General features: G+C 61.9%; 14 protein-coding genes. 5 read left to right on the top strand and 9 right to left on the bottom strand.

Annotation, left to right across the window (positions count from 1 at the left end; all coding sequences use genetic code 11):
- Nucleotides 1-107 precede the first annotated feature (107 nt).
- Nucleotides 108-1,292, bottom strand: a complete 1,185-nt coding sequence (devC, locus tag NW845_RS04140) for an ABC transporter permease DevC (protein ID WP_414376998.1) — start codon at nt 1,290-1,292, stop codon at nt 108-110.
- An 11-nt stretch (nt 1,293-1,303) separates the two neighbouring features.
- A complete protein-coding gene (locus NW845_RS04135) occupies nt 1,304-2,458 on the bottom strand; it encodes an ABC exporter membrane fusion protein (RefSeq protein ID WP_414371883.1) in 1,155 nt (384 codons plus the stop codon).
- A gap of 264 nt (nt 2,459-2,722) precedes the next feature.
- Here NW845_RS04135 and murC point away from each other — a divergent pair, with 264 nt between their 5' ends.
- The 3 genes from murC to NW845_RS04120 all read left to right on the top strand — a co-directional run bounded on the left by murC (nt 2,723) and on the right by NW845_RS04120 (nt 6,112).
- A complete protein-coding gene (gene murC, locus NW845_RS04130) occupies nt 2,723-4,255 on the top strand; it encodes a UDP-N-acetylmuramate--L-alanine ligase (protein WP_414376996.1) in 1,533 nt (510 codons plus the stop codon).
- Nucleotides 4,252-5,184 carry a UDP-N-acetylmuramate dehydrogenase gene (gene murB, locus NW845_RS04125; protein WP_414376994.1) on the top strand — a complete coding sequence of 311 codons (933 nt, stop codon included), beginning with the start codon at nt 4,252-4,254 and terminating at the stop codon, nt 5,182-5,184. Before murC ends, murB begins: the two co-directional genes overlap by 4 nt.
- Nucleotides 5,185-5,332: 148 nt before the next feature.
- Entirely contained in the window at nt 5,333-6,112 is a 780-nt protein-coding gene (locus tag NW845_RS04120) for a DUF3598 family protein (protein WP_414376992.1), read from the top strand.
- On the opposite strand, the gene NW845_RS04115 is transcribed toward NW845_RS04120, so the two are convergent.
- The gene (locus NW845_RS04115) at nt 6,078-6,860 is read right to left on the bottom strand and encodes an alpha/beta hydrolase (RefSeq protein WP_414376990.1); all 783 of its coding nucleotides are present in this window, start codon (nt 6,858-6,860) and stop codon (nt 6,078-6,080) included. The two genes, NW845_RS04120 and NW845_RS04115, sit on opposite strands and share 35 nt — an antisense overlap.
- Nucleotides 6,861-6,907: 47 nt before the next feature.
- On the bottom strand, nt 6,908-7,681 hold the full coding sequence (locus NW845_RS04110; protein WP_414376988.1) for a ZIP family metal transporter: 774 nt from the start codon (nt 7,679-7,681) through the stop codon (nt 6,908-6,910).
- 357 nt (nt 7,682-8,038) lie between these two features.
- On the opposite strand from NW845_RS04110, the gene NW845_RS04105 reads away from it, so the two are divergent.
- Complete coding sequence (locus NW845_RS04105; protein WP_414376987.1) at nt 8,039-8,227, top strand: hypothetical protein; 189 nt, start codon at nt 8,039-8,041, stop codon at nt 8,225-8,227.
- 432 nt (nt 8,228-8,659) lie between these two features.
- Here the strand turns inward: NW845_RS04105 and NW845_RS04100 are convergent, their stop codons facing one another.
- From NW845_RS04100 to frr, 5 genes are all read right to left on the bottom strand, one after another.
- Entirely contained in the window at nt 8,660-9,718 is a 1,059-nt protein-coding gene (locus tag NW845_RS04100) for an aspartate-semialdehyde dehydrogenase (RefSeq protein ID WP_414376985.1), read from the bottom strand.
- Between the two features lie 35 nt (nt 9,719-9,753).
- The gene (aroB, locus tag NW845_RS04095) at nt 9,754-10,878 is read right to left on the bottom strand and encodes a 3-dehydroquinate synthase (RefSeq protein ID WP_414376983.1); all 1,125 of its coding nucleotides are present in this window, start codon (nt 10,876-10,878) and stop codon (nt 9,754-9,756) included.
- 243 nt (nt 10,879-11,121) lie between these two features.
- The gene (locus NW845_RS04090) at nt 11,122-12,057 is read right to left on the bottom strand and encodes a M48 family metallopeptidase (protein WP_414376981.1); all 936 of its coding nucleotides are present in this window, start codon (nt 12,055-12,057) and stop codon (nt 11,122-11,124) included.
- Nucleotides 12,058-12,145: 88 nt separating this feature from the next.
- Nucleotides 12,146-14,863, bottom strand: a complete 2,718-nt coding sequence (locus NW845_RS04085; RefSeq protein ID WP_414376979.1) for a CBS domain-containing protein — start codon at nt 14,861-14,863, stop codon at nt 12,146-12,148.
- Nucleotides 14,864-14,946: 83 nt separating this feature from the next.
- Nucleotides 14,947-15,495 carry a ribosome recycling factor gene (frr, locus tag NW845_RS04080; RefSeq protein WP_414363962.1) on the bottom strand — a complete coding sequence of 183 codons (549 nt, stop codon included), beginning with the start codon at nt 15,493-15,495 and terminating at the stop codon, nt 14,947-14,949.
- 176 nt (nt 15,496-15,671) lie between these two features.
- Between frr and NW845_RS04075 the strand changes: the two genes are divergently transcribed.
- The coding region (locus NW845_RS04075; RefSeq protein ID WP_414376977.1) for a PD-(D/E)XK nuclease family protein at nt 15,672-16,378 on the top strand (707 nt) is incomplete at its 3' end.

The following is a 16,378-nucleotide window of genomic DNA, read 5'->3' as shown; positions in this document are numbered from 1 at the left end:
CCTTTGGCCGAAGGCCTTTAAAGGGATCCCAGAAGCTTTTGGGCAGTTGAGTTCAAGCCATTCAACAATCCATTCCCCCCTCCCCCATGCAACGCCTTGCCAAAACTTTAGAAGATATCGGCGGGATCGGCTGCCCGCAGCCGCCGCACGGCAATGGCCCCTGAGATAAAGCACATGCTCACCGTCAGGAGCAGCACCAGCACCGCCCGGCTGAAGGTCATGGCAATTGGCAGCAACGTGGCATTGGCCGTCAAATCGTAGAGCAAAACCGCCAGGGCAAAAGCGGGAATATATCCCAGACCGGCCAGCAAAATAGCTTCTTGAAACACCACCCCCAGCAAGTAAGTATCCGTGTAGCCCATGGCCTTAAGGGTGGCATATTCTGCCAGGTGATCCGACACATCGGTATAGAGGATCTGATAGACAATCACAATGCCGACGATGAAACCCATGGCCACCCCCAGGCCGAAAATAAAGCCGATGGCCGTGCCCTCCTCCCAGTAGCTTTGCTCCATATCGATAAACTCTGCCCGCGACAGCACCCGCACATCCTCCGGCAGCAAAGCCCGCATCTGCTGCACCAACAGCTGGGGATCCACCCCCGGCTGCAGTTGCACCACACCGATATCCACGAGGCCGCGCTCCCGCTGGGGAAAAATGCGCAGGAAGTTGAGGTCGCTGGTGAGGATGGTGCCGTCGGCGCCAAAGGTAGCCCCCATCTCAAACAGACCCCCCACCTGGACGCGGCGGTTCCCCACCTCGGTAAAGACCTCTCGACCGGACTCAAACCATTCCGGGATGGGGCCAAACTCGCTGCGGGAGCGGCGGTCGAAGAGCACCACGTCCGCCTTCTTGATCTCCTCCAACTTGTCGGGGGTCAGCTCCGGCAACTCCAGCAGGTCGGCAGAGGGATCCACCCCCACCACAAAGATGCTGCGGGTGCGGCGGGTCTGGGGGTTTTTCCAGAGGGCAAAGCCCACATAGACGGGCGAGATGGCCCGTACCCCCTCAAAGCCCAGTGCCTGGTACAGCCGCCGCTGGGAAAAGGTGTTCATGGCAATGAGGGCGTTGGACTGGGGGCTGACCAGGAAGATCTCCCCCTTGAGGGCGACGTGGAAGCGGATGGCGCTCTCCAGCAGGCTGTCTTGGAAGCCCAACTGCATGAACATAAGGATGCAGGCAAAGGCAATGCCCGCCAGGGCCACCAGCAGGCGGATCTTCTCCCGCGTCAACTGCAGCCAGGCCAACGGGATGCGGCGCCCGATAAACGCTACGCTGAACAAGCCGGACATCGTCCCCCCCCCTACCCCTCGACCTCGATGGCCACATCTACTTGCAGGTTGGTCAGGCCAGCCACGCGGGCGCTGCTTTCCGGATCCAGGCGGATATACACCTCCACCACACGCGCATCCACATCGGCGGCGGGGTCGGTGTTGAGCACATCTTTCTTGCCGATTTGCAGGCCCAGGCGCTCGACCCGGCCCTGCAGCGTTTCTGGCAGCGCGCGGTTGCTGATGGTGGCCCGTTGTCCGGGCCGCACCCGCAGGATGTCGGTTTCGTAGACCTCCGCCACCACCATCATCTGGTCGGTGTTGCCCAGCTCGAGGATCCCTTTGTCGGCAGCGATAACTTCCCCAGGATGGGTGTGGATCTTGAGCACCTGGCCGGCCCGGGGGGCGCGGATGAGGGTGCGCTCCAGGCGGGCTTCTGCCAGCTCCAGGTTGCGGGCCAGGGATCCCAGTTGCACTTGCGCTTGGGCCCGCCTCAGCCCTGCTTCAGCGGCTTGCACCTGGGCTTGGGCGTTGCGCAGATCCCGCTCGCGGGCCAGGCGCAGTTGATCCAGAGTGGCCTCAGCGGCCCGCAAGTCCTCCTGCCGTTGCCGCACCAGCAGAGCCTTCTGGTCTAGCTCCTGCTGGGAGATAGCCCCCTCCTGCCACAGGGTCTGAAAGCGAGCCAGGTTGGCCTCAGCATCGGCCAGCTCCGCCCGAAGGCGCTCCACCACCGCTTCCTGGGATCGGATCTGCAACTGTTGCGGTTCGTCTAGACGGTTGAGGCGGGTGCGCGCCTCTTCAACTTGGGCTTGGCCAAAGCGGGTCTCGGCCTCTAGTCGGGCGCGGGCTTCTTGCAGTTGGGCAGCAGCATACTCCCGCTCCGCCAGGCGCTCGCCATAGTTTTCCAGTCGCGCCAACACTTGGCCTGCTACCACGCGATCCCCTTCAGCTACCAACAGCTCTCCTAACCGCTCTCCCGGGGGGCCGGCCACCCGCACCACTTCTCCTTCCGGCTCCAGGCGACCCAGGGCGCCAATACGGGGAGGTAGCCGCGTTTCCTCCGTTGCCTCTGCATTTGCTTCTGATACGGATTGGGTGGCCGCCTGCTGGCTCAGTCCCAGCCAGGCCAGCCCGGCTCCGGCCAGCAATCCAGCTCCCGCAATAGACCAGAGTAGCCGCTGATTCATCGTTCCCTGCCCGTTTAGTTTTGCGGTTGGGGACGGTCGTTACAGTTGCAATTCTTTAATAAATGTAAAGTTTATGGGGCGAGGATGTCCAGGTTTTTCTCATGTGTTTATTTTTCGGGTACTTGTTTTTCTTCGGCTGATCTTCGGTTGTCGGCCTCCGTCGGCTACCTAACCCAAGGGATTCCTGATATGATCTGGCCTGTTCGGGGCCCTTCTGCAGGTGCCAATTTCTAGGTGTGGTGCGAGGAGTGAGGTGGAGTTGCGATGGTGGAAACAGTTGCAGGGGAAGATCCCGTTGTGCCGGCGCCAGCTCGTTCTCCATCTCTGCCTGCCAAAAATTTGGATCCGTTAAAGCCGCTACTGCCGGCTTACCACTTTGTTGGGATCGGCGGAGTGGGGATGTCGGCCCTAGCCTACATTTTGGCCAAGCAGGGGTTTCGCGTTTCCGGCTCAGATATTGCCGCCAATGGCCGTACCCGTCGCCTGGAAGCCTTGGGGGTACGCTTTATTCAGGGCCACACTCTAGAGGGTTTGGCCGGGGATCCCCAGGTGGTCTATTCCAGCGCCATCCGTCCCAGCAACCCGGAATTGGCAGCGGCTCTAGACAAGGGATTAAAGGTTTGGCATCGAGCCGATTTACTGGCCGCCTTGTTTAACCATCGCCCCAGCATTGGTGTAGCAGGCACCCATGGCAAAACCACCACCAGCAGCATGATTGGCTATGTGCTGCTGGCCGCGGGCTGGGATCCCACCTTGATTATCGGTGGGGAGATGGATGCCTGGGATGGCAACGCCCGTCTGGGCCAGGGGGAATATTTGGTGGCGGAGGTGGATGAGTCGGATGGATCCCTGGTGCGGCTTTACCCCAAGATTGGCGTGATCACCAACATTGAGCTAGATCACCCGGATCACTATGCCAATCTGGAGCAGGTAATCCGGGCCTTTCAGCAGTACGGGCAGCAGAGCCAAACCCTGGTGGCTTGCCTAGATTGCCCCAACGTGGCCACCCACCTGGCGGTGGACATTGGCTACAGCCTGGCCGGCCATCCCCAAGCCCACTACCAGGCGCGCGAGATCGTCTATGCCGCGGACTTTACCTCCGCCGAGATCTGGGAGAAGGGATCCCTCCTCGGCCAGCTCCGCCTGCAGGTGCTGGGATCCCACAACCTCAGCAACGCTTTGGCCGCCGTTGCCGTCGGGAGGCAGTTGGGCTTGGAGTTCCCCGTGATTGCCTCTGCTCTGGCCCAGTTTCGGGGGGTGCAGCGCCGCTTTGAAGCCAAGGGCGAGGTGGGCGGGGTCACCTTTATCGATGACTATGCCCACCATCCCAGCGAGGTTCGCGCCACGCTGCGGGCGGCCCATCTGCAGCAGCGGCGGGTGGTGGCGGTGTTTCAGCCCCATCGCCACAGCCGCTTGGCCGCCTTGTTCCAAGATTTTGCCCGCTGCTTCGAGAATGCAGATGTGGTGGTGATCGTGCCCACATACGGGGCCGGAGAGCCGGCGCCGGAGCGTTCTGACAGCTTGCGGTTGGCTGTGGCGGTGGCGGAGCACCATCCCCAGGTGCGCTATGTGTCTTCTTTGCGGGAATTGCCGCAGGTGTTGGCCTCTGTTTTGCAGCCTGGAGATCTCGCCATTTTTTTGGGCGCAGGCGATCTCAATCAGCAGATAGCCGCTACGATGCGGGCCTATGCGGCTCAGGTGGGGGAGCAGGCTCTGGCAGACTTGGAGGAAAAATTGCCGGGGCAAGCGGAGAATGGGATCGGGGAGATGGGGGCTTCTGAGGTATTGGCATCATGACTACAGCTCCCTGCGTGCCCAATGCCTCCTGCGTTGCCCGGCTTTCTGGGCGGATGCAAGCGGGGATCCCGTTGGCTCCTCTGACCACCTTCCGCGTGGGTGGCAAGGCGGAGTGGTATTGTGAGCCCGGCAGCAACCTGGAGCTGCAGCAGTGTTTGGCCTGGGCGCGGGCCGAAGGGATCCCTGTCACCCTGTTGGGGGCAGGTAGCAACCTGCTCATCAGCGATGCGGGGTTGAGGGGGCTGGTTGTCCACACCCGGCGTTTGCGCGGGCTGCAACTGTTGGAGGGGGGAAGGATCTGGGCCGCTGCCGGAGAACCTTTGGTCAACCTAGCGCGGGTAGCTGCCAAGCGGGGCTGGAGCGGCTTGGAATGGGCCATCGGGATCCCAGGCACGCTGGGGGGAGCGGTGGTGATGAATGCCGGCGCCCATGGGCGCGCCATGGCGGATGTGCTGGTGGAAGTGCAGATTTTGGATGAAGACCAGAAGCCCTGCCGCTTGGAACCTGCTGCCTTGCAATTTGGCTACCGCCGCTCTCGCCTGCAAGACTTGCCCTGGACGGTTATAGGGGCAACCTTGCAGTTGATCCCAGGCCGGGATCCAGCCCAGGTGCAGTGGGAAACCCAGCGCAACCTCAACCAGCGTCTCAGCTCTCAGCCCTATCATCTGCCCAGTTGTGGCAGCGTCTTTCGCAACCCCGAAACCTACCCTGCCGGCTGGTTAATTGAGCAGGCCGGTCTAAAGGGCTACCGGATTGGCGGGGCCCAGATCTCCGAGCGCCATGCCAACTTCATCCTCAACTGTGGCCAGGCCAGCGCCAGCGACATCTATCGCCTGATTCGCCTGGCGCAGGAAAAGGTTTATCAGCAGTGGTCAATACTTCTGGAGCCAGAAGTACGGATTCTAGGCTCCTTTAAGGAAACTGGTTAGAGGGCCAGTACCCCGCAATGGTTGCTTCGAAGGAGCCCCTGGGGGTTGCCACCCACTCCAGAGCTAGCCAAACCATAGGCAAGCGGCGAGCCAAAGAGAGAGTACTCCCCCGGGGATTCTTCCCCGTCCGCAACAGTTCCATCGCTTTATGAAAACCCAGAGACAGTGTCTAGCTTTGCACCTAGGAACATGGCAGGGCCTCTTTTCCAACTACCGACCCACGGCTCATGGCTGGGAGCTGGCGGGCCAAAAGCGCAGCCTCATCACCTTTGAAGCTTTGGATTTGGGCGGGATCCGCCAAACCAATGCCTACTACCCCCTAGAGGGATCCCCTACCCCCGAAAGCCACCAGAGCTGGGTTTATCAGGATTTCTCGCCCGGCTTGCGCTTTTTCCCCGATGGCTCCTTTTCCAACGGGCGGCTGCAACTGGCGCCATTTGGCGATTTTGCTGTCGAGCAGGGCTTCCTCTGGGGGGATCGCAAGGCGCGGCTGGTGCAACAGTGGGACGCCCAGGGCCGCTTGGTGGGGGTGACCGTCATCTTGGAGCGGCGCGGCCAAGCGCTGGATCTTGCTGCCGACTTTCCCTCACTTACCAAGGCGCAACTAGGCCTGGCCCTGCAAGGGCGATGGCGGGGGATCGCCCAGAGCTTTTCTGCCACTGACAGCCTGCTCAGCGAAACCAACGTCGATCTCTCAGAACCAGACTGGACCAGCCCCTGGGATCCCTTGCCGGGGGGGCTGTGGATTGGCGGGCCGGATCCCTTGCCCATCCCCACCCTGCATCGGGATCGCCGCTTTTCCGTCAGCCTAGGCTGGTTTCCGGAAGGGCCGGAAGGCCGCCACCTGCTGCACTTGGTGCGCGACTACGACGAGCGTGGCGCCTGGCAACGGGTTACGCTGATCCGGCTGGAGCGGGATCCTGGGTGAGAAAAGCGCAGACTTGGGCAAACACCGTCTCCCGCTCACAGTCCAACGTGAGAATGTGGTCGGAGTGCTCCAGCCAATGCAGGCTCTTCTGGGCGGATCCCAGTTCTTGATAAAGCCACGCTGCTTGTTCAGGATCCACCACCGTATCTTGGCGCGGCTGCAGGATGAGGGTGGGAACCTGGACACTGGCCACCTCCCCCTTGACCCGCTCGATGAGCTCAAGGGCGCTGCGCACTGCCGTCAGATTGAAGCTGCGAAAATAGGCCACTTTTTCTGCCAAAGCGCGGACATCGCCATCCCGAATCGCTAGGCGAAAGCGAGGGACATCTTCCAAGAGCCAGCCCAGGCTGTTGAGGTACTGCTCCGGGCGAAAGAGATAGTACCAGTGGTGGCGAATGGCAAAAAACGGCGCCAGCAGCACCAATTTGTGGACAGGATGGGCAAAGGCCAGGTGCAGCGCCAACAGGCAGCCGGTGGAAAACCCCACCAGCGAAACACGCGGGTACTCCTGCCGCAGGGCTAGGTAATGTTCCAAAACCCGCCCGTACCAGTCGGTCCAGCGGGAAGGGGGCATGCGGGGTGCTGGACGCTCGTGGCCAGGGTAGTTAAACCCCTGCACTGTCAGGCCGGCTGCCAGCAACCGCTCCGCCAGCCACTGCAACTCGTAGACGCCACCCCCCAACCCATGGAGCAGCAGGCAGGCGTGCTCCCTTGATCCCCGCCACAGAAAAGGCTCGTTGCTCAGCATCAAAACCTCGCCTCAAGACTTGACCCAGGTCAGGACAGGATCCCTTTTTAACCCAGAGCAATATCCAGCAGCAGCATCACCACAAACCCACTGAGAACGCCAAAGGTGCCCTCCCGCTCCAGCCCCTGCCGATGCGACTCAGGGATGATCTCATCTGAGATCACAAACAACATTGCCCCGGCGGCAAAGGCCATGCCCCAGGGCAACAAGGACTGCGCCAGAGAAACCACTGTCGCTCCCACGATGCCGCCGATGGGCTCCACCAGCCCGGTCAGCAGGGCAATGGCAAAAGCAAATAGCCGCGAGTACCCCTGGCCTGCCAGCGACAAGGCCACCACCAGCCCTTCCGGCATGTTCTGCAGGCCGATCCCCAGTGCCAGCACCAACCCATCGCCGACTTGGCCGGTGGCAAACCCCACCCCCACCGCCAGGCCTTCTGGGAAGTTGTGCAGGGCAATGGCGATGATAAAAAGCCAGATCCGCTTTAGATGGGCGCGGTTCTCCCCTTCGATCCCTTTAAAGAAGTGCTCGTGGGGAAGAAACTGGTGGGCACTCTCCAGGAAGATCGCCCCCAGCAACAGGCCCGCCACCATCACCACGGCCGCCCCCAACTGGGAATATCCGAGTGCCAGCGCCGCCTCGGTGCCCGGTACCAGCAGCGAAAACGAGGTGGCGGCCAACATCACCCCACCCCCAAACCCCAGCAGGATCCCTTGCACCCTCGCCGAGAGCGAGGGGAGAAACAGCGCCGGCAAAGCCCCCAGCCCCGTTGCTAATCCGGCCACAAAGCTGGCCAGGGATCCCATTGCAATTGGATGCACAAGCTACTCTCCGCCAAGGCCCAATGCCTCTTAATTTTCCCCTTTTTCTGGTTAATTCCCATCCACCGGCTCTTTTTCCTCGACGGCTGAAGATGGTTCTTTGGCTGCTGAGGCACAGCTTGCGACCTTCCCCACCAGCGTCGTAGGCTGGGGATCCCTGCTCTGGAGCTCGTTACCCTGCTAGGCACCAGACAACCCGGGTGTCAATGTTTTTCGTCACTTTCAATAAACTCGTCTTGGTGCTAGGCCCTCTGGAACTGAGCTGAGGAAAACAGCGATTGCCACTCTTGTAGTCTGGGAGGAGTTTGCTTGGGGCTAGCCGGCTGCTGCGGCGGCGGAAGCAGCGGAACGACGATATTGCCGACACCCACGCCAACACCCACACCAACACTGGCTCTGACTGCCCCGACTTTTGCCAAGGCATTTAGCCCCACCTCGGTGGCTGCCGGCCCCACCGCCAAAACAACCCTGACCTACACAATTACCAACACAGCCGCCCTGCCGCTGACCGGCCTCTCTTTCTCCGATCTGCTACCTGCCGGCTGAATTGTCGCCACTCCCAATAACTTGAACAACGGCTGCGGCGGGACGGTGGCCGCTCCGCCAGGGGCAAATTCCATCTTGCTGGTCAACGGTTCGTTAGCAGCTAACGCCAGTTGCACCATCAGCCTAGACCTTCAAGTTACGGCCACCACAGCGGGATCCCTGACCAGTCCAGCGGTAGTCCTCAGCAGCAACCAGGCGCCCAATGCTACCGCTGCTGCTATCAACCTGACGGTAACGGTGCCAGCTCCCACCTTTACCATGGCCTTTTCTCCTAACCCGCTTGGACCAATTGGCCCGGCCCCTGTTACCGGCACTGGAACGCTCACCTTTACCATCACCAACAACGCCGCTATACCCTTGACCGGCGTGAGCTTTAGCCACACCTTGCCAGTAGCACCGTCTTTGACAGTAGGGCCTGGCGCACCTCCTCCCTTACCTGCTGCCTGCGGTGCTGGAGCTAATCTCGCAGCTACCGGGGGTGGGAACACCATTCAAAAGCAGCTCGGCAATTTGAATGGCGTTGAGGGCTGCTCCTTTACGGATCTGATCCCCGCACAGCCACAGCTCTAGGGCTTTGGGCTCGGAGATGTCCTGGCGGAGGCGGCCCACGGCCACTTCGTCTTTGCCGGCTACATCAATGGGCATGGGGAAGCGGTTGCGTTCCCAATCTTCGATAAGCACCACCCCCGGAGCCTGGGCCAGAATTTGTCGGGCTTGTTCCACCGGGAAGGGCTGCTCGAACTCCAGGTTGAGGGCCTCGGCGTGGGTGCGCAGCACCGGTACCCGCACGCAGGTAGCCGTCAGCCGTAGGTGGGGGGATCCCATAATCTTGCGGGACTCGTTGACCATCTTCATCTCTTCCTGGCAGTAGCCGTTTTCTTGCAGGGGGCTGTTGTGGAGGAAGAGGTTGAAGGCAATGGGATAGGGGAACACCTGCGGCTGCAACGGCTGGCCTTGCAGGTAGGCGCGGGTTTGCTCCTCCAGCTCCACCATGGCGCGGGCCCCGGCCCCGCTAGCGGACTGGTAGGTGGCAGCCACCACGCGGCGCAGCGGGATGTGGCGATGCAGCGGGTAGATGGCCACGCACATTAGGATGGTGGTGCAGTTGGGGTTGGCGAGGATCCCCTGGTGGCGAAAGGCTTCCTGGGGGTTGACCTCCGGCACCACCAGGGGGACATCGGGATCCAGGCGGAAGGCGCTGGAGTTGTCAATTAGCACTGCCCCTGCCTCGACGATGGTCTTAGCCCAAGTTTTGGAAACACTTGCCCCGGCAGAGGCCAAGACCAGGTCCAGACCCCGAAAGGACGCTTCTGCAACCGGCTCCACCGGGATCCGTTCTCCCTTGAAGGTCAAGTGGGTGCCCGCCGAGCGGGGCGAGGCCAACAGCTTCAGCTCTGCCACCGGAAAGCGGCGCTCTTCCAGCAGCTTTAGCAGCTCCATTCCTACGGCTCCTGTGGCCCCCAAGATGGCTACCCGTTGTTGCCGTCCCATGCTTTCTTGTCCTCAGGTCTTCCTAATTCTAGGGTTCAAGAGGTTGCTGTCATTGCGGCCAGAGCGGCCTGCACATCCGCCAGCTCGACTTGATCGGTCAGCTCCGCTTGGCCAATCCGGCGGGGCAGAACGAAGCGGATCCGCCCTTGCTTGACTTTTTTGTCTGCCTGCAGCGCCTGCAGCACCGCCTCCCAAGGGATCCCGGCGGGCCAGTGGCTGGGCAGCCCTGCCCTTTCGATAAGGCGTCGCTGCCGCTCGGCCTCAGTCGCGCTCCACCACCCCAGGCGACGGGCGATCTCCCCCGCAGCCACCATGCCAATGGCAACCGCCTCCCCGTGCAGGTAGCGGCGGTAGCCGGTAACAGTTTCCAGGGCATGGCCGAGGGTGTGGCCGTAGTTGAGGATGGCCCGCAGGCCCCCCTCTCGTTCGTCTTGTTGTACCACCCAGGCTTTGCACTCGGCACAGCGGCGCAGCAGATAGTGCAGATCTGCGGGAGCAAAGTCGGCATAGCGGCTCAGCTTGGGCCGGTCTTGCAAAAACTCAAACAGGTCGGCAGCCTGGATGACGCCGTATTTGATCACTTCCGCCAGGGCAGAGGTAAATTCCCGCCGGGGCAGGGTCTGCAACACCGTTGGATCAATCCACACCAGGCGCGGCTGGTAGAAGGCCCCAATTAGGTTTTTCCCGCCGGGATGGTTGACCCCGGTCTTGCCGCCAATGGCCGCATCCACCATGGCCAAAAGCGAGGTGGGCACCTGCACCCAAGGGATCCCGCGCAGCCAGGTGGCGGCAGCAAACCCCACCATATCCCCGATTACCCCGCCTCCCAGGGCCACGAGGGTGGAAGAGCGCTCCAGGCCAAAGCTCAAGGCAGCATCGTAGATCTTGGCCACGGAGCGCAGGGTCTTGTAGCGCTCGCCGGCGGGCAACAGAAAAAGATGAGCGGCAAACCCGGCTTGTTGCAACCCTTGCATCAACTTTTCGGCAAAATGCTTGGCAATACCCGGATGGCTCACCACCAGCACCTTGCCGGCTAGCCCCAAAGCTCCCATCTGGGATCCCAACTGGCTGAGGCTGTGGCCGCCGGAACCTGCGGGGGACTGGATGAGAATGTCGTAGGAGCTGTGGGGAAGCTTGACAGGGATTAGACAGGGATCCATGGGCGCCGCTGTTGAAGAGATGGGATCCAGTGTGGCACGTTCTGGTGCTTGACGTTTTTCGCATGCCTTCTAGATTAGCCAGTCCTACGGCCCACTTTAGATGAACTGCGTACAGGGCAGGTGGGGAGCTCTTTCTCAGCTTACAAGACTACCCTTGCCTACTGCTCGCGCCAGCGGTGCGAAGCATTCCCCACCAGGTGTCGATCTCCACCCTACGGGGAAAAACGGATCCCAGCGGGCTACTCAGGGCAAAACCGGCAGCAGCGGCAGAATCTCAATTTCGGGGCGCTGGGTTTGGGGGAGAGATTGCGAAGGCCAAGTGGAGCCGCCGGAGCCATAGGCGGCAGGGCTGACCATGCTGTGCTCAGCGATAAGCTGGTTGAGGCGGGCGATGCGCTCCGCGATGGGGGGATGGGTACGCAAGAAGTCCGGCAGGGATGGACGGAATTGCAACTTGGCCAAAAATTGCGACATGCCCCTGGGATCGAAGCCGGCGCGATAGGTGGCCCACAGACCTTTTTCGTCGGCGACAAACTCGTTTTCGCGGCTTTGCGGTCGGCGTACTCCCAGCTCCAGGGCTAGGGCAGCCAAGGTGTTGTCATCGAGTCCCAGCAATTGGGCGCCAAAGCGGGCGGCGGCAGCCTGCTGCAGTTGTTGAAGGCCGTGACGTTCGCTGATATGGGCGATTTCGTGGCCCAAGACAGCGGCAATTTGGTCGTCGTTGTCGGCAGCTTCCAGGGCGCCAGTGGTGATGTAAACAAAACCGCCCATCGTGGCAAAGGCGTTGATGTCTGGATCCTCCACCACCTGAAAGGTATAGGGCAAGTTGGGGCGTTCGCTGTGGGCGGCCAGCCGCTGGCCGATGCGATTCACCCGCTCCACCCAATAGGGATCTGCACTGACGCGAATCTGTCCGCGGGCTTTCAGTTGCTGGTCGATCTGGCGGCCCAAGCTCACCTCTTGGGCATCGTTCATCTGGCTCACCTGCAGCCATTGCAGGCCGTGGATCAGCAGCCGACCCAGGTCTTGGGCTTGGGCAGGGGATCCCATCCCAGCGGCAAGGATGGCCAGTAGAGCAAAGGCAACCGGCCTGGCCGCGCAGCAACTCCTTCTCTGAGAGGGGACGGGGCCCACCAGCGGGATTGCCTCGGCAGCAGAGCGAGGTCTTAATACCCGCATTGGATGCCTCCAAGACAGCCTTCTCTTAGGCTAGCGATCTGGCAATGGGATCGTCCTACCAGAAATGGAAACCCCTCTACCCTTTTGGCTACTTTGACTGAGCTTGCGGCAAGGGGAAGTGTTCCCGCAGCCAGGCTTCTGCCTCAGCGCGAGTGGTGAGCTGGCCGTTGAGGGTGAGGCAGCGCAGGCGATCCAGAATCTCCTGAAAGAGAGGACTCGGCTTGTAGCCCAGGCAACGCAAATCATGCCCGTTGAGGAGCGGCTTCACCCAATGCCACTCCTGCAGGTAGCGCCAGATCAGCCGCCGCGCCGGCTTAGCGGCGAGCCCCGCCAACAGGATCACCGCCGGGATGCGCAGCCTCTGCAGCCGTTGTACCACCTGAGCTGGGGATAGGGATCCGCTTGCCAGTTGCGCCAGCAGGGTTTGGTAAGAGGGAAAATGGCTGAGGCGTTCGATGCCTGCTTGGGTGAGGTGGAGCTGGCTTGCCACCTGGGGCGCTTGGGGGAGCGCCAGAAGCAGAGCTTCCAGGCGCAGTTGCCAGATTTCCTGGGATCCCAACTCGGGGTAGCGGCGGCGGAAGTGATAGGCCCAGCGGCCAACCCGTTGCAGCCGCTGGCACAGGGAAGGCTCCCAGGTTAGATCGGGGTGAATGCAGCGCAGGGCTCCCCAGGCCGAGAGCCGCTCAAAGGCCAAGGGCCAGTCCTGGGAGCGGAGGATGTAGGCCAGCTCCTGCTTGAGGCGCTCCCCGCCAACGGCATCGTGGAGGCCGCTGGCTACAGCAGCGCGGATCCACTCTTCGGTGGTCGGATCCAGCGTAAAGCCCAGGTGCACAGCAAAGCGCACCGCCCGGTAGATGCGGGTGGGATCCTCAATGAAGCTGTTGGGGTGGAGAGCGCGGATGATCCCCTGCTGCAAATCCGCTTGCCCGCCAAAAAAATCCAGCAACTGACCCCGCTGGGGGCCGTTGAGGCGCAGGGCCAGGGCGTTGATGGAAAAATCCCGCCGGTAGAGATCTTGCTGGATGGATCCCATGGCCACCTCAGGTGGCGAAGCCGGGTAGGGGTAAAACTCCGTGCGGGCACTGGCAATATCGACACAAAAGCCCCCTGGCCAGATCAGGGCTGCCGTCTGGAACTTGCCGTGGATCTCCAACCGCGCCTCGGGGAAGTGCTGCTTGAGGGCCTTCCCCAAGATCAACCCCCAGCCCGGCGGATCCGTACCATCGGCGGCCACAGGGTAAGGCCCGTCCACCACCAAGTCCAGATCTAGCCGCTCCAGGCGAGAGGAAGGCTGCCGTCCCCACTGGTGCAGCAGTAGATCCCGCACCGCTCCCCCCACTAGATACAGCCGCAGACCCTTTTCGTCGGCAAGGCGGGCAGCTTCCTCTAGCAACTGGCGGTGCCGCGGCGAGAGAGCAGCAAAGGTGAGATCCAGAGGACAGGAGAGGGCAGGAACAGCTAGGCGAGGGGAGAGGGCCGGCAACTGGTGCAGGTGCCGCAACACGTCGGTGCGGGTAACAATGCCCACCAATTGGCCATCCTGAAGCACCGGCAGCCGACCAATGTCCCACTGCACCATCAGCCGCTGGATCTCCGCCAGCGGAGTGTCAGGGGAGAGGGTCTTGACATCCGTGGTCATGTAGCCCTTGACGGGGGCATGGCCAAAGCCGTGGTGCAGGGCAATGTCAATGTCCCGCCGCGAGATGACCCCCACCAGGTGCCCCTGGGCGTCCACCACCACCAGGCCAGAGTGGCCGTAGCGCAGCAGCACCCGCTGCGCCTCCTGGATGGTAACCTCGGGCCGAATGGTGCGCACCGGTGAGGACATCAAATCCTTAGCCGTCACCGGCGGCGGGATCCGCTCTCTAACTGCCTGGATGAGGTCGGCCAGCACCTGGGCTGGATCGGGCAAGGGCTGGTCTGGGGAGGCTTTTAGGGTAGCTGCTGCCGCGCAGTCGTGGCCTCCGCCGCCGTAGCGGGCCATCACCTGACCCAGTTGGGCAAACTCCTGCCGCGCCCGCCCAATGAGGCTGAGCCGCTCCCCTTGCCGTGCCACCAAGAGCAGCACATCCACCCCTGTCAGCTCCATCAGCCGCATCACCAGGCCGGCCAAGCCGGGCACAAACTCCGGCAGCTCTAGGAGCCATGTTCCCAGGCGGTACTCCCCCACCTCCTCCACCTGCATCTGGGCCAACCCCTGACTCAGCAGCTCCTGCATCAAGGGGGTAAGGCCATCCCCCAAGAAGCGCCGCAACAACACCAGGTTTACCCCCTGCTGCAACAGCCAGGTGAGGGCGGCAGCGTCACGGGCCGTGGTTTCCGGGAAGGTCAGGGATCCCGTGTCCATGTGGATGCCCAAAGCCAGGGCCAGCCGCTCAAAGGGGCTGAGGCGGATCCCAGCTGCCTGCAGCCGCTCCACTAGGAGGGTACAGGTGGATCCCACCGCCTCAATGTGAGCGCTAACTTGCTGCTGGGGCCACAGGCGCTCGGGCGGGGTTGGCGGATCCCCGACATGGTGGTCAAAGATCTCGATCTGCGTCCCGGGTGCGCTCAACCATGCAGCGGCCTTGCCCAGGCGATCCGGATCGTGGCAATCTACCAGGATCCAGCGCTGCACCTGGCGGGGATCCACCGAGCGCAGCTCGATGAGGGGAAACTCGTCCCGGTAGAGGGCCAAGAACTCCTGCACCCCCGGCAGGGATCCGCCGGTCAAGGCAATACGAGCACCCGGATAGAGCCGAGCTGCGCCCACCGCCGCCCCCAGGGTGTCAAAATCTGCCGCTTGATGACACAGGATAAGATTCATGCTACAAGCCCGCCCTCCCCCTCCATCCTGACGGAGGCCAAAACCCCGGCCGCAGGGATCGAGGGAAAGCGCTGCTGCAAGCCCTAGAGCGTAGTTAGTTCCTTTTCTTTCTCTGCCAGCAGCTCGTCAATCTTCTTGACGTAGCGGTCGGTCAATTTTTGGATCTCTTCTTGGCGACCCTTGGACTCGTCTTCGGAGATCTCGCCGTTTTTCTCCTGCTTGCGCACCGCGTCAATGGCGTCGCGGCGAATGTTGCGAATAGAGACCCGGCCCTCTTCGGCCAGCTTGGCCACCTGTTTGCTCAGCTCTTTGCGGCGCTCTTCTGTTAGAGGAGGGATGTTGAGGCGCACCACCTTGCCGTCGTTGCTGGGGGTTAGGCCCAGGTCGGAGGCGACGATGGCCCGCTCAATTGCCGCCAGGGTCGAGGGATCAAAAGGCTGGATCAAGAGAGTGCTGGCATCTGGAGTGGTAATGCTGGCTAGCGCCTTCAGGGGAGTGGGAACGCCGTAGTACTCTACTTGAACGCGATCCAGCAGGCTGGCATTGGCCCGCCCGGTGCGCACCGTGTTAAAGGAGCGCTGGGTGGCCTGCACTGCTTTGTTCATCAACTCCTCGATCTCAGCTAGCTCCACGGCCTTTTCCTCGCTCTCAAGACGGTTTGCCAAAGCTCAGGCGCTAGCGGCCAAAAACCAAAACCTCTAGCGCCAGCCTGAGTTTAATTCTATCCCTTTCTAGAGGCCATTCTTTGTCCTGGCAGCCGACCCAATTGCAGTCCCCTAGAATCGTCATGAACTTCTCGTCTTGATCCATGTCCGGGATCCCTTCCGCTCTCTCCTCGCTGAGGTTGGGGCTTGAGCAGGTCAACCTCTCGGCTTCGGCTCTATCGCTATTGGACTACTGCCCCCGCTTGTTTTGCTACGTGTACCTAGAGCGGCTTCTCTGGCCTGCAGCCAATGCCTTTGAGCACGAAGCAGAACAACGGCGAGGCCAGCAGTTCCACCGCCTGGTGGAGTGGTACAGCCGCGGGCGGCAGGTGGAGCCGCGCTTGTCTGGTTTGGACGAGACAGTACGCCAGTGGTGGCAGGTGTTCTTGGCCAGTCCTCATGCTCATCCGCAGGGGCGGGTGTTGGCCGAATTGCCCCTCTGGCAGCGCATGGAGGGGTTCAACCTCACTGCCCGCCTGGATCGGCTGGTGATTGCCCCGGGATCCCTGCAGATTGTGGATTGGAAGACGGAGCGGCAGCGCCCGCCTGACGAACAGTTGGCCCAGGACTGGCAGGTGCGCCTCTACCCGCTGCTGCTGTGTGGGGTGGCCGATCAACTGCCCCTGGAAGTCCCCTTCCAGCCGGAGCAGGTGCAACTGACCTTTTGGTATGTGCAACACCCGCAGCAGCCTTTTCAGCTGCGCTACAGCGCCGCCGCCTACAAGCGGGATCTGGCCCACCTCAAAGCCACCCTGGCCCGTCTGCGGCAACTGGAGGCGCAGGACTTTCCCGGGATCCCCTGCGGTGAACG

Origin of the sequence: Synechococcus sp. H60.2 (genome assembly GCF_047462315.1) — a bacterium.
Taxonomy (GTDB): Bacteria; Cyanobacteriota; Cyanobacteriia; order Thermostichales; family Thermostichaceae; genus Thermostichus.
This window is presented reverse-complemented; position numbering and strand designations above follow the sequence as displayed.